General features: G+C 38.7%; 13 protein-coding genes. 1 reads left to right on the forward strand and 12 read right to left on the reverse strand.

Features of this window, described 5'->3' with window-relative positions; genetic code table 11:
* Positions 1 to 68: 68 nt before the first annotated feature.
* The 12 genes from KTO58_RS19290 to KTO58_RS19345 all read right to left on the reverse strand — a co-directional run bounded on the left by KTO58_RS19290 (position 69) and on the right by KTO58_RS19345 (position 11,176).
* Positions 69 to 590, reverse strand: coding sequence for a HEPN domain-containing protein (locus tag KTO58_RS19290; RefSeq protein ID WP_157752850.1), 522 nt, complete (start codon positions 588 to 590; stop codon positions 69 to 71).
* Positions 568 to 1,704 (reverse strand): DUF262 domain-containing protein, encoded by a 1,137-nt coding sequence (locus KTO58_RS19295; protein ID WP_095837810.1) that lies wholly within the window; start codon positions 1,702 to 1,704, stop codon positions 568 to 570. Before KTO58_RS19295 ends, KTO58_RS19290 begins: the two co-directional genes overlap by 23 nt.
* Before the next feature lie 101 nt (positions 1,705 to 1,805).
* Complete coding sequence (locus tag KTO58_RS19300) at positions 1,806 to 3,728, reverse strand: SMC family protein (RefSeq protein ID WP_095837809.1); 1,923 nt, start codon at positions 3,726 to 3,728, stop codon at positions 1,806 to 1,808.
* Positions 3,715 to 4,188 carry an ABC-three component system middle component 5 gene (locus KTO58_RS19305; RefSeq protein ID WP_198315183.1) on the reverse strand — a complete coding sequence of 158 codons (474 nt, stop codon included), beginning with the start codon at positions 4,186 to 4,188 and terminating at the stop codon, positions 3,715 to 3,717. Before KTO58_RS19305 ends, KTO58_RS19300 begins: the two co-directional genes overlap by 14 nt.
* Positions 4,189 to 4,232: 44 nt before the next feature.
* The gene (locus KTO58_RS19310) at positions 4,233 to 4,805 is read right to left on the reverse strand and encodes an ABC-three component system protein (protein WP_095837807.1); all 573 of its coding nucleotides are present in this window, start codon (positions 4,803 to 4,805) and stop codon (positions 4,233 to 4,235) included.
* A gap of 2 nt (positions 4,806 to 4,807) precedes the next feature.
* Entirely contained in the window at positions 4,808 to 4,981 is a 174-nt protein-coding gene (locus KTO58_RS19315) for a hypothetical protein (RefSeq protein WP_157752849.1), read from the reverse strand.
* Between the two features lie 707 nt (positions 4,982 to 5,688).
* Positions 5,689 to 6,984: a tyrosine-type recombinase/integrase gene (locus tag KTO58_RS19320; RefSeq protein WP_095837805.1), complete on the reverse strand. Its 1,296-nt coding sequence runs from the start codon at positions 6,982 to 6,984 to the stop codon at positions 5,689 to 5,691.
* A 741-nt stretch (positions 6,985 to 7,725) separates the two neighbouring features.
* Positions 7,726 to 7,977 (reverse strand): hypothetical protein, encoded by a 252-nt coding sequence (locus tag KTO58_RS19325; RefSeq protein ID WP_095837803.1) that lies wholly within the window; start codon positions 7,975 to 7,977, stop codon positions 7,726 to 7,728.
* Between the two features lie 30 nt (positions 7,978 to 8,007).
* Positions 8,008 to 8,499, reverse strand: a complete 492-nt coding sequence (locus KTO58_RS19330; RefSeq protein ID WP_157752848.1) for a hypothetical protein — start codon at positions 8,497 to 8,499, stop codon at positions 8,008 to 8,010.
* Between the two features lie 9 nt (positions 8,500 to 8,508).
* Positions 8,509 to 9,306, reverse strand: a complete 798-nt coding sequence (locus tag KTO58_RS19335; RefSeq protein ID WP_095837801.1) for a recombinase family protein — start codon at positions 9,304 to 9,306, stop codon at positions 8,509 to 8,511.
* A gap of 227 nt (positions 9,307 to 9,533) precedes the next feature.
* The gene (locus tag KTO58_RS19340) at positions 9,534 to 10,730 is read right to left on the reverse strand and encodes a hypothetical protein (RefSeq protein WP_095837800.1); all 1,197 of its coding nucleotides are present in this window, start codon (positions 10,728 to 10,730) and stop codon (positions 9,534 to 9,536) included.
* A gap of 161 nt (positions 10,731 to 10,891) precedes the next feature.
* The gene (locus KTO58_RS19345) at positions 10,892 to 11,176 is read right to left on the reverse strand and encodes a hypothetical protein (RefSeq protein WP_157752847.1); all 285 of its coding nucleotides are present in this window, start codon (positions 11,174 to 11,176) and stop codon (positions 10,892 to 10,894) included.
* Positions 11,177 to 11,982: 806 nt separating this feature from the next.
* Here KTO58_RS19345 and KTO58_RS19350 point away from each other — a divergent pair.
* Positions 11,983 to 13,497: a type IV secretory system conjugative DNA transfer family protein gene (locus tag KTO58_RS19350; protein WP_095837798.1), complete on the forward strand. Its 1,515-nt coding sequence runs from the start codon at positions 11,983 to 11,985 to the stop codon at positions 13,495 to 13,497.
* Positions 13,498 to 13,499 lie beyond the last annotated feature (2 nt).

The raw sequence follows: 13,499 nt of genomic DNA on the forward strand, positions 1-13,499 counted from the left end.
CAGGAATGGAGAAGGAGAAACGTCGCAGAGGCAGAGTGTTTTTCGGTTTATAGTGATATTACAATAACCTATCTTATAGCTTTAACTTCTCGATCTATTTCTTTAAGAATTGGATATATGCGTAGTAACTGAGCTTTGGTTACAGATGGAGCTTGATAGGTCTTAGTTGCATCAATGTGCGTATGAGCGGCATCATTTCGCAACAACTTCAATGCATTTAATTCCGCCAAGAGAATAGCGATTTGACCACTACGATCTAGTTTTACCTCAATGGATTCCATATTATGAAGACCAATTGTCTGGTGCATCATTTTCCGAAAATTTGTTTCATACTCAAAACCATAATTTTTCCCCTTTATTTCCTTTCTGAAAATTCTTTGATATGAGGCAGTTTTTAACTTACGATCAGCAAAATGTTGCACAATATCATCCATAGAGGATTCTATCCAACCACAAAGCTCAATGATTGCCAGTTTTGAATAATATACGGCATCACCGACCGAAGCAGCGTTGTAGTGCCCATCCAAAGCGGAAATCGTTTTTAGTATGTATTTTTTTACAACCAACTTATTTACCGGAAAAAATCTCAATGGATCGTTTAATACGGCTAATTACTCTAGCTTTAGCCGACAAACCCTCTTTTAGACTATCTGCTGAAAATTCTGGGGCGATACGAAATTTAGCTAATAGCGCTGTTGCTTCTTTTTTCGTTATTGAATCTATGTAGTCGAGATTGCTTCCGATACCGACTAAAACTGCTTCCAAAGCAGTTTTACTTAGTTTATCAACTGGCTTGCCATCAAACACTTTTGTATAAGCAAGATCAATTGTCCGAATAAAGTACTTCCTCCTCTTCTCTATTTCTTTTGAAGGAGACTTCTTGTGATCAAACATATATGTATTTAGAAATCTCGCCAATCTTCCATTGTACTTATTTAACCAATCAGAAAATGCAAAAAAGCGTAGATTCAACTCTTCAAATGCAAAACGATATGTTTTGTCTTCTTCAATATCCATTAATTTTTTATAATTTGGATATTTGACAGTTTCCTTCAACAAAGTGTTTAAAGATCCACTGTAAATACAATTTCTAATCTCTTGGTTGTTTAGCTTCGATCCTCCTGAATTCAATCTGTGGAAAATAGTGAACAAATAGTCCATATGCGATTGCTTGGAATAATCGCACCGAAGAACTGTTATAGGAATTGTGAGATTTTCCACTCGCTCATATAAAGTACGATTTTTCGACTTTATTACCGATACAGTCTTTCCTGATATTTTCGGATCTATATCATCAAGATCGGAAATTTGAAAATCATTATTAGTAAGAAAATTTATGATCGTAGAAATTCGTTGTAAGCCGTCTATGACTTGGCGCTCGTTCGTATTGAAGTCAAAACTTACGCACATACTTGGAATTGGCAATTGTTTAATCAAAGAGTCTATAAACCGTGATTGCTCATTTCTTTTCCAAACAAAGTCTCTTTGAAAATCCGGCTGAATATCTAATTGACCATTTTTGTACATTCTGACTAAATCTGCACAGGATCGGAGCTCATTATAGGCAACAATGTCAGTTGGAGGCACCTCCGCTGAATCATCTTGAGAAGATAGATCTTCCTCTTCCTCCATTAGACTTTTGTCAAAGGGGTAATCATCATTAGATTTCACAGGTTCATCCTTTGTCTTAGATCTTTTTGCCATTAGTTTAGATATTACAAGTTGTTAATATACAGGAATCCTAACAATTTACAATCATTTAGAGCTCCATTTATATCTACCATACAATCTACGGCATACTAGTATTATACGTTTTTTAAACTCGGCTTATCTTTTGAATAATATTCACCAACTACATATTTCTCGTTATTTAACTCTGGAGCAATAAATGATGTTGTGAAAATCATCTGATAAGTATTTGAGGAATGTTTTTCGGCCTCAGTCACCACAATTCTTTGGAAGTTCTGAGCTCGTTTTTCTTCTATTCCCTTATCTTCCATATTATCACAGAGAATAAATCTTGGATAACGCATCTGATTATTTTCTAATGATGCTAGAAATATAGCGAATCGTGCCGTTGTTTTCAAATAGAAGTTAGAACTCGCAGAGTACTTGGCATCTTTATCTGAAATAAATGCAATGTTATTACGATAATCAATGTTGAATTCCTTTGCTGCAATGAAGTCTTCTTGCCTTCTTAAATCGTTATTTAAGAGATACAAAGCTTTCTTTTCTATTGTTTGATTTGTCTCTTTCTTCTTTGCTTCTTGAGTTGACGTCAATCCATCAATAAGGACTTGAAGCCGTTTTTCTTCATCTTCTAATTCACGTTGTCTTGATAACAAAGATTGAAATAATTGGGCTCGCTCTAATAATGTATTTAATTGCAGCATCTCGCCTTCAGCAAAACCTTTTTCAACATACAAAGAATCAATTCGCTCTTCTCTATATGACTTTACATCTTTAAGTGCTGCATTAACCCTGGACTGCAATGCAGTTAATTTTAATTTCTCAGCTTCGTAACTACTATTTGCCTCTAATAGCTTTCTTTCTCTTAAAACCATTAGAGATTTTGATTCTTTAATCTGAAAAGATAGCTCTTGCTCAATTTTTCTTGCCTGTGTAATTCCGGTGCTACTATCAACAACTTCTTTACAGAGTTTACATTTACCTTCACTTTCAATTTTATGAAGCTTGGTCAAACATTCAGGGCAATACTCTAAAGGATATTCTTCTAAAAACTCCCTTGTTAATATGGAGTTTCTAATAGCTTTTATTTTGTCCTCTAAGACAGAAATAAAATATTTAGAGTCATCTATTTCATTCTTTAAAAGTTGTATAGAGTTTTCCAGAGAATTAACTCGCTCTCGTTGCACAAGAGACTCTTCATTTAATTTCTCAAATTCTAATTTTGCTGTCTTTGTGTATCTTACAGTTTTATTTTCATCTTTATATCGAAGAAGTTCATCTTCGAAAGATGCAATTTCTTTTTCTTTATTTTCAATTTTGGTAATTATATGTGCCGGATATAAGTCTAGCTCATTGGGTATATACTGCTTAATTACTTTTACTTCTTTGCGTATATCATCAATTTCGTCTCTGACCTCTAATATTCTTTGTCTACTTTCATATAATGTTTGACTATAAGCACCGAGTAATAAATCTGCTACAGTTTCTCGTGTCAATTGAGTATCGAATTGCTCATAAAAAAACAACGAACTCGTCGGTGAATCTTGATCTACATATAACAGACGAAGAATTTGGTGGAATGTGATATTGTTTTCCCCTTTTACAATAGGGATGTCTAAATTTTCAAAAAAAACGTTTGAGAAGCTTTTTTTCTCTAAGGTAGTGTTATATCCAAATTTATTCCATTCGTTAGACGCCGCTTTTTGACTATCCTCAAAGCTACCCCAATAGATATAAATAGGCTCTATTGGATTTGCTTTGTTAGTATGTTCACTAATATTTATTTCTCTTTTTAAAACTAATATCGCTCCGTTCATTTCTACTTCTGCAATAACAAGCGAACAAAATTTTGCTTCTTTCACCCAATCATTAAAGGAACCGCCAAGCGCATAGAAAATAAACTGTGTTATTGTCGATTTACCACTACTGTTATCTCCGCGAATGATATTAATTCCCTTATGGAATTTTTCATCATAAGCGATTTCATTTTTTTGTGTATAGACGGCTAGTCGATTTAGAAACAAATTATTCCGTATCATATCTACTCTCTAATAGCTTTGTTCTTGCTTTAAGTCCTTTGGGTCCATACATTGATATTTGAGCAAATTCGGAAGTCATAAGCTTTATCGTGTTTATTTCCGACACACTTAAAGGCTCAAATTTTGCACTGTATTTTTCGAGCAAGGTTTTTGAAATTATAGTAACTCTATTTTCATTCAAATGATCCTTATCGATAATATCATAAGACGCCAAACATTTGATTGCATGCAATTGATAAGACTTTATCTTTTCAAACATTTTACGACCGTCTAATATTTCCTCATAAGGATTTTCTTGTTTATAGATATAAGATCTGATTAGTTTTTTTAAATCTTCTTCTTCTCTAAAGATCTTTATTTTATGAACTTCAGAGGGAAACAATAAATAAAAGTCCCATATTCTCAGTCTATCAGTCTCAACGTACTCTTTTCTTTTATAGTAGGTGAGTATTTGTAACATCCTATAGACTGAATGATAAAGATCGAATGCCTGGTGATAAATAATCATTTCTTACACCATTTAATATGGCACTGGCCTGTTAAATAATAAATCATTCCTTCAATATCAACTGAACTTAGACCCATTACGTCACTACATCCTTCTTCTTGGATAATAGATACGATTGGAGCGACAATTTCATTTTCAATTGCTAATGAAACTTCCTGTTCTGATTTGCTTGCGCATATCAATGGAAAAATAATATTTCTAAATTTAGACAAAACCAACGCTAACAGAAAAGAGTGAATTTCTTGTGCAGGCTCAAAAAATTGAAATTTTGTAAGCTTCTTGTGATATTCTTCCTTCAACCATAACGCATCTTCGTACAGATCTTCTCGTCCTCCATCTTTAAGTTTTTGCTCTAATCCAATCGTATCGCGAAGATTAGCGTATCTCTGAAGATCTGCTGACACCTCGGTTACGTGACTATTTTCATTGAAAGCTTTTTCTAATTTATCAAAGAGGATTGATAAGCGTGTCCTTCTAACCGGATTATTAATGGTAACGTTTTTATCGCGACCAATAATTTCACCATCTCCCCCAATGTGATTATTGGATTGAGTAGTAGTCGGGATCATGATTAATTCACAGTAGTCTTATCGCCGCCGACAATATCGCCGTTGCCACCGATAGTATTATTATTCTGATTTACAGTTTTTTTCTTTGAGGCTTTGTAAGAAAAAATTGCTCCGCCCGTAAATAACGCAACAACAACGCCTGCAATGATGGTAAGGGTCTGATTGTCAAATGTCATACAGCTTTCCTGGTAAGGGTTATAAATAAAATAAATGTACTAAGTAATCTGAATATACAACTCATAAATGTAATTACAAATGTCTATTTATCTAAAAATAAACAGTTTAATCTATTTGTCACTTATTTAGCGCATCCAAATTACCATAACAACATCAAACATGTAAATTTGTTTAACAATCTAAAATATAAATAATTTATATTTCACGACAATTTAATTATTCATCAAAATTGTTTGGAACCCCGCCGGGTAGGAGAAGGAGGAAGGGACGGCGTTAGCCCCTTCCTCGGTTTAAACAGTCGCCATTAGATCATTTAAAAATATGCTGGCTTCAGGCCTTCTTTTCGCACCCTCAAAAGATGTGAATACCAATAACGAACATCTCTTCCCATTTTGACAGGCCGAAGATCGTATCGTTTTGTACAGTCCCATACTGCTAGAGTGCCTGCTGAATATGGTTTTGTGCCGCCTAGGAACTTTGCGGCGAATTTACGGTCAACAAGATAGTCTTCTGGATCACCTGGTTTCATTAAATATCCTTCTATAAATAAAATATCCAATGAGAGGAATCCTCATTGGCGCGGGGTGAATAAGAACTTTTTTACACAGAGTCAATACGATTTAAGATGCCGTTAATCTCGAATAATATTGGCAAGATAAAAAGAATACATTTGTAGGTTAATAGATATATACTCCTCTATAATAACTTAAAAACTGAGCATTGCATTTGTTGCCTTCTCAATTGAAGAGCGTACTGGATCTAGATTTAAACGTGCATACACTTCCGTCGATTTTACTGATCTATGCCCTAAGCTCTTACCGATAATCGTTAGACTGGAACCTCCGATTGCCTGATAACTGCCAAATGTGCGGCGAACATCATGCAGTCGAACATCCATGAGGCCCACAGGCAAGGTTATACCATCATCTTTTGCTACTTTAATGATAAGCTTTATCCATAAGCTCACGAAATACTCGTTGTCGATTTCATCCCGGCATTGCTCAACCAGCAATTTTAATTTTTCATCCGAAGACCAGAAATATATAGTTGCCTTCTGTTTAACACGTTTCCAGGCCCGTTTAACATTTACAAAATGCGAACGGGGATCAAGATCTGAGGGGAATACCCAATCACTGACGGAAATTTCCTTGCGCTTTCTCAAAATATCCATCGCATGATCAACCAATGGTAACAGTAAAACCTCTCCATTTTTGCTATCTGGAATTCGCCATGTCTTATGTTCCCAATTAATTTGTTCCCAGCGCATTTGAAGTGTATTTGTTTTACGAGCGCCCGCGAGCAATAGCATCCATATAAAATGTCTTGCTGTTTCATTCATTTCTTCATTAAGCGCCCGAATTAAACACGGCATCTCTGCTGGCAAGATGAAACGATCTCTGCTTTTCTCTTTATATTTTTTAACGCGAGAGGCGGGATTTATCCCTTCCCATCCCCATTCAATAGCTTTGTTGTAGATAGAACTAATACGCTCAACTATGCGGTTTGCTTGATATACGCCATGGTTTTCAAAGACATCCTTCTGAATTTTTTGAACATCATAACGAGTAATATCAATCATTCTTTTCTTAAACCAGTGCGATAAGTACTTAGGAACTTCCCTTACATCATACTGCCAAGATTTTTTATGAGGTTTGCTATAGACCTCTATATATTCCTTGAACTGCTCCCCGAATGTTAGCTTATTAGATAGCTCCTTTTTCTTTTCCGCTACAGGGTCTAATCCTTCAGCAATTTGTCCTTTAAGTATTCGCGCTTCCTTTCTGGCTTTTTCCACCGGAATAATATCTGCGGGGCCAATTATTATTCGCTCGTCTCTTCCCTTTATGCGTTTCCTTATGAAGAACGTTTTTACACCATAAGATGTAACGTAAAGACTAAGCCCCTTCTCCCTACTGTCTTTGTAATATGATTTTCCTTTGCTGGGCGTTGGAAGTTGTTCAATATTTTGTTTGGTGAAGTTGATCGTTCGGTTTTCTAACATTAAAATCTCCTCTAATGCGGCACTCAGCGGTACACTGACTCATTCTCAATTAGCTAGAGATATAGGGTATCACAAATAAAATTCCTGGTGCCGCATCAGTGCCGCAACCTGCATTGAAAAAAGTATAAAAGAAAGAAGAAAGGAAAAGGAATAAATCTTTGATTTATTATAGAAGAATTATCAGCGCTATATTCAATTTATAATACTGGCCCTAGGCTCATAACCTGAAGGCCGCAGGTTCAAATCCTGCCCCCGCAACCAATTATTTCAATGACTTATTTATATAGCATGTCAGGCTCTTTATAGCCAATGCCGCATCGGTGCCGCAAATCTGATGTCATCCAATCGGGTTAATATTTAGAAAGCCGCCCCGCATAAAGCGAAGGCGGCGGTCCTATCTAGCGAGCGGTCCTCGTTATCCGCTCGCCAACTCGGAAAAACATATTTAGGGGATGCTTCGGGATTTATTCCGTTTTTTCGGAAGCAACTGGAAGTTTTCACCACATGACTCATATGCCTGTCGGTTGACAATCACGATTTCCCCTTTTTGTTGGGATTGATAAAGGTCGATCCCTAGCTTTTCTCTGAACTTCTCATAGGTTTCGATGGAAGCCTTTTTCCGTCTACCTGTTCTCCACGCGCTGTAGTTTTTTTGATTGATACCTAATGCAGTATAGATAGGATGCCCATTAATTTTGAACGTATATTCAATAAGCCGCAAGACGTCACAAAGCGGTGTCATTAATTTAGAGATTGATAGTTTTTTAAATTTTGATCCTCACGATCAATTAATTCCAATAACTCTACAATTCGAGCACGGGCGACTTTAATCATCATTTCTTTCTCGGCTGTGCTGTTGTTCTGCGGATTTAGGATGCGGCGATAAAAGGTCGGTGTGCTCCACTTGCATTCGTTTTCCATGGCCTCTCGGAAAAGTTCTCGTATATTTTTCATACCGGAGTAGAGATTGGCCAAAATATTAGGTGCAATCATAAAAAATAGGGTCTTCTCGGTTATTAAAAATTACTCTTTAGTCAGTTCAAGCAAGGCTTCGGCGATTTTTTCCTCGCCATTGTTTCTAGCTTCGCGAAGGCGGATGGTCAGGACCGATCCGGCATAGGATACGACTTCCCAATCCGTGGTCCGCTGGCTGTTGCCTCCGTCAATTGTGCGGAGTGTTCGCCCTTCATCGACGATCTGCCATTTCCCTTTGCGGGGAAGATGATCCTGGGCAACAATGCCGGTCTGTGTGAAGGTGCTGTCTTTCGCCTCTAATGTGGAATGATCCCATAGATCACCGTTTAGGCCGTTTTTCTCGATACCGTTTTGCCGGATCAGCTTTTCATTGCCGTCGTAGTAATTAAATAATCCTTTGGTAATTGACCAGGTGCCAATCACTTTGGCTTTGTCGATTGTTGCGGGCGCTGGTTGCGCTTTGTCGTCTTTGGAACACATACCAAAACAAAAGAGGCTGGCGGCGCATACAAAGGCCAGTTGCGGAATAATTCTGTTCATAGTGAATGATTATTGAGGTGAGAGATTAAGCGCGTCGATGCGGTGTTCAAGTGTCCACACTGATGTGCGATGCCACTTAGCTTTGTTTTTTTCTACGATTTCTACACGCCGCCATTTTTCTGAATGGTCATCGAGGATCAAAGCATAACCGCCTCTTTTTGCACGAATACTGCTAGGCGGGGGAATACGAAGCCGATTTAATTCAGTGACCAAAGCATTTATCGTTGTAAATCCATGGCCTCGCAAATCTTGAATAATGGGGGACATTTTACGGGCATAGGTTTCTGCCGCCTGCTTATTTTTACGGGCAAGCTCTTTGCATGCAGTACCCAGCTTTACGCCGTGCCGTTTGGCAGCTTGTAAAGCCGCGCTTGTACGTTTGCTTATTGTGATACCCTCTCTTTCCGCATAAATGAATTCTTGCAGTAAATCCAATTTCGTAGCAGTTGGCCTATCAGCCGCAATTAAATTTAGCTTGCTGTCGAGTATCCGTGCGCCAAACAAGGCTTTTCGAGTCAAGCGATCGCATTTGGCAATGATGAGTGTCATGCCTGTTTTAATGCAGTATTTAATCGCTTTTAATAGTACGGGCCGGTTATTTTTCTTCGCGCTTTCAGTTTCGTAATATTCTCGGACGACAAATAAACCACTTGTGCGTTGCAGATCATCAACGTCGGAATGCTGCGCGGCTGTCCCGAGGCCGCTTTCTTCCTGACGCTGGGTGGATTCTCTATAGTAGGCAACTGCTTGGCGCATGGCGTGCGTCGCTGCTTCCTTTCCATGTGTGAACCAAGATTTATTTTGCACTCATAAGCATAAGGATTCAATAATGGTTTAAATAAAACCAATTGATATGAAATGTTTTAAAGATGTGAAAATGAAAAATATTGGACGGTTTTTATCCATACATGGGCCTTCCTTCAGACATGAACAAATTTTTTTTAGAAATTTGTTTGCAATATAAGAATGCGCTGATTAAAGAGGGCGTTTGCTATCGGTCTAATTCAATATCATCTCTATCAGGGGAACGTGGATTATCTGTTATATTGTGACTGTCCTGTTTTCGGTTGCGAATTTTTCCAGGGGTTTATTGTTTGGCCAAAATACCTACTTTCTAAGAGACGTTTACCGAACCCATTAAATTTTGCAAGTACGTAGCTTTTTCCAAATCTGTGGTTTAAATCCCACTTGAAAACTTTCGCTATTACCTTTTGTACATCAATTGTTTTGTCAATCGTTGCTTCATTCTTTTGCAAATGAAATACTTCCATTAACATTGTTTCTATACTAGACCCTAAATTTTGGTGGACCAATGCACTCCCCTTATATGCTTTTTCATCTCCATACGTTGTAATTGCAGTTGCTATTCCTATTCTGTTTTTGGAAAATACATCAATAAAAGTGTTGGTATCTAATATTAATCCATAACGAAACTCCTTAGTTGCATAAGGAGAAACTATTATCAATTTTCTGTTACGACCCATGTATCCATAGCCTCTTGCGATCTGACCATTCTCATGATCGCATAAACTACATTTAATCGTTTTAGTTGATGAGATATGATAAAAAGTAAGTGTATATCTTTTTTCTGAGGGTACTGCCTTATGGTGATCACTGTCGGCTTCAAAATTTCCAGCGTCGTTCATCTGTCTTTCTTCATCTTCTTCGTTAGAACAAACGATAGTCCAGTCTGTGAAGCTAAAAGACAAGAGAGGATCTTCAATACTCTTATCCTTTCTATTGACTATTTTTTCCGATATACTCTTTCGTTTATGATATATTGGCTGAATAGATTTCTTCCATTCTGTGAACTTTTTTCTAACTATAGGAAGCTCCTTAAACTTCGCCAAGTCTGTTAACATTTGAGCATTGGGTTTATTATTCTTTATTCCCTTCTTTTTTTGGCCTGCTAAATATTTTTCCTGTAATGAGGGGACCTGCTTTAAAAAGCTTTCAACACTACTATTAAACTTTTCTATCGCTATCCCTTGAAGGGTTAAAGCTCTAAGTCGGACGGAACTATAATTTTGTGCACTGCTCATTGAGCATTTCAACAATTGGCTGACGATTTTAACTCTTGCTATTGCTGGGGAATATTTTTGGAACCAAGCATAGCCTCTAATCTTTTTTATATCATAAACAAAGGTTACTATATCTTTATATAGATTAAGCGTATTATCATTAAGTTCAGTTGCAATATACCCTTCTTTAAGAGGTTTGGCCTTACCCATTTATTATTATTTTAAAAGTATCAAAATCTAGTTTCTGCGTAGATATTTAGAACTTTTATATAATTGCAGCTACTCTGCTGCAACTATGGCTTTATCTTTTCTTTACTTAAAATAAAAAAAACAAAATTTCGAAACTTTGGATTTATGGCTTAAAATCAGATTTAGCCTTCAGGATTAAACCCTTTGTAACCCGATCCAGGATTCTCATGGTCCCACCGAGCATTTAGTTCTTCCACATATTTATCACGATTTTCAATGAGATCTAAAAGATTTCTTCTATACGGTTCCGGAAGTTCCGGAAATTTTTTCATGAAGCGTTTTAATTCATTGGTGACATCTATCGTTCCATCTAAATAACCCTGCATGGCTTCATGACCATACGGGAGCGGATTATCACGAAGAGCTATAAATGACCCTATATAATAGGAAGTCGTTGCTATTTCCAATGGTTTATGTTTTTTATCAAACTCATATTTAAAATCCATTTCATGTCTCCTCTAAAGTAATTACCATATAACATTAATTTTTATGAAAGTCAATACGGACAGGCATTTGCGCGCTATAAATACCCTTTATTTTGAAATTATTAATAGCTCGATTTGTCCGAAAAAGTTAATCCCCGGAGATTTGTACTGTCAAAATCAAAAACCACCTTCCACCATGAAAACAATCTCCATTCTCACAAGCATGCCTTTCAAATGCCTATCGGTATCTGACGGGCGACGTGTCAAACACACACGGTTAATCAACCGAGAGGATGATCCCGACGCTTTTTTTCCTGCAAGCCTTTACCGGAACGGTAAGGCCTCCAATTCTTCCGGTGACGCTGAGGGTTAGCAGCTAACCGCCGGAAGCCGGGTTGTCCCTGTGAGGGGCAACCCTTTCACTCCGCTTTTTTTTTCCAACCATAAAACGCTTGCTTTCGGCGGGTGACGGCCGCGCCATGCCCGGACGCAACGACGATCCTCTTTTTTTAAACAATCAAAAACCAATGTATCATGAACAATCAAAACAATGTTCCGTCCCATTTGAAGTTACGCCCCTCTTCCGTTGACAGCGATAAGCTTGTCAATGATCGCGGCGATTCCGTGAAGAAAACCGGAAGCAACACGTATAACGTGAACGGCACGACATGCCATGGGATTAAATCGGTAACGGATAAGGTTTCCAAGTGGGGACAATAACGCCCCTTTTCTAAAGGAACGGCGGCATGTTCGCCGTTCCGCCTTTCATTTAACAAATAATCTTTTCAATGAATACTGAAAAAATGAACCTTCTGAATACGGTTCTATTACGGTTTTCCGGCGGTGCGGTGTTTACGATCGGTGATGCGGTTGAAGGCGGTACCGGTATTTTAGGAAGCACCGGATCGGGAAAAACGCATGGAAGCGGCACCTGTTGGGCACATAGCTTTTTATCGCACGGTTTCGGCGGGTTGGTTCTGACAGCTAAACCGGATGAAGTGGATTTATGGCGGCGCTATTGCGAGCAAACGAACCGGATCGACGATTTAATCGTCGTAGAGCCGGGCGGCCCACATCGCTTTTCCCTGCTTGATTATGAGGTTTCGAAAAACGACGGCAATGTGTCCGTTACGCAAAACATCGTATCGCTGATTGAAACGGTAATTGAAAGCGGACGGGAAAAAAGCAGCGGACAAGTGAATGATTCCTTTTGGGCATCCGCGCAAACAATGTTGATTACTTCCGTTGCATCCCTTTGTTTACTCGCCGGAGATATTTCCGTTCAAGCCATGTATGACGTCGCCTTATCAGCACCGAAAGGAGATGAAGAGCGCGGTACGAAAAAAGAGGACGAAAAAGAAAGCGCTTTCCAGGTTATGTATGAGGTGGCGCGAGAAAACGTAATGTTACAGGTTGAAGCCTTCCTGGAAACGCTTGCGCCCGAGGAGCACAAGAAGATGGAAAAAGAAAAGCGCCTTGAAGGCTGGGTCATTCAGAATGTGTCCGATTATCGAATGCTGCTACAGATTGACCAATTCTTCGCCGTATCCTATCGCAAACTGCATAGCAAAACCCGCAGCATTGTGGAGTTCAGCTTCATCGGTTTTTTGTTTCAGCTTTTGCAAGAACCGTTTTATTCGCTGTTTTGCAACGGCCCGTCTACCTTTACACCCGAAGATTGCATCACAAAAGGCAAGATCATCATTCTCAATTTGCCCGTCAAAATTTATCAGCAAACGGGCCAACAAATCCAAATCGCCATTAAGTACGCTTTTCAACGGGCGTGGGAAAGGCGCGGCGTTTTGCCGGGTGAACATATTCCGTTCCTGTGGTGCGACGAAGCGCATTTATTCCTGCATCCGCATGATGCGCATTTCCTGTCCACGGCGCGATCCAGCATGATTGCAACCGTTTATCTCTCCCAATCTATCGTCGGGTATTACGCTAGTATGGGCGGAAACAAATCGGAATATAAAGTGAAGTCCCTGCTCGGCCTTCTCTCGACGAAGATCTTCCACGCCAACACCTGTATGGATACCAACCGATGGGCTTCGGATCTTTTCGGGGAGGAATACCAAACGGACCATCAGCGCGGCGTGCAGGTCGGGCGTGATTTTTCGCAATCTTATTCCGAAAGCGAGAAACTGTATAAGCGTGTACGTCCGGAACAATTCGTGTCCCTCAAAACAGGCGGCAAGAAAAACAACTATATCGTAGAAGCCTATATCCACCGTCAAGGCTCTCCCTTTTCCAACGGGCTTAACTTCAAAAAAGTCCGCTTCAGACAAAAACCTTCACTCTAAAC

The organism is Chitinophaga pendula, from assembly GCF_020386615.1.
GTDB classification, from domain to species: Bacteria; Bacteroidota; Bacteroidia; order Chitinophagales; family Chitinophagaceae; genus Chitinophaga; species Chitinophaga pendula.

What these genes read in the sequence shown, in the direction of transcription:
- KTO58_RS19315 (WP_157752849.1), bottom strand. Translation starts at nt 4,981, where the DNA reads ATGACATTTGACAATCAGACCCTTACCATCATTGCAGGCGTTGTTGTT.
- KTO58_RS19350 (WP_095837798.1), top strand. Translation starts at nt 11,983, where the DNA reads ATGAATACTGAAAAAATGAACCTTCTGAATACGGTTCTATTACGGTTT.
- KTO58_RS19310 (WP_095837807.1), bottom strand. Translation starts at nt 4,805, where the DNA reads ATGATCCCGACTACTACTCAATCCAATAATCACATTGGGGGAGATGGT.
- KTO58_RS19300 (WP_095837809.1), bottom strand. Translation starts at nt 3,728, where the DNA reads ATGATACGGAATAATTTGTTTCTAAATCGACTAGCCGTCTATACACAA.
- KTO58_RS19320 (WP_095837805.1), bottom strand. Translation starts at nt 6,984, where the DNA reads ATGTTAGAAAACCGAACGATCAACTTCACCAAACAAAATATTGAACAA.
- KTO58_RS19330 (WP_157752848.1), bottom strand. Translation starts at nt 8,499, where the DNA reads ATGAACAGAATTATTCCGCAACTGGCCTTTGTATGCGCCGCCAGCCTC.
- KTO58_RS19340 (WP_095837800.1), bottom strand. Translation starts at nt 10,730, where the DNA reads ATGGGTAAGGCCAAACCTCTTAAAGAAGGGTATATTGCAACTGAACTT.
- KTO58_RS19295 (WP_095837810.1), bottom strand. Translation starts at nt 1,704, where the DNA reads ATGGCAAAAAGATCTAAGACAAAGGATGAACCTGTGAAATCTAATGAT.
- KTO58_RS19305 (WP_198315183.1), bottom strand. Translation starts at nt 4,188, where the DNA reads ATGTTACAAATACTCACCTACTATAAAAGAAAAGAGTACGTTGAGACT.
- KTO58_RS19325 (WP_095837803.1), bottom strand. Translation starts at nt 7,977, where the DNA reads ATGATTGCACCTAATATTTTGGCCAATCTCTACTCCGGTATGAAAAAT.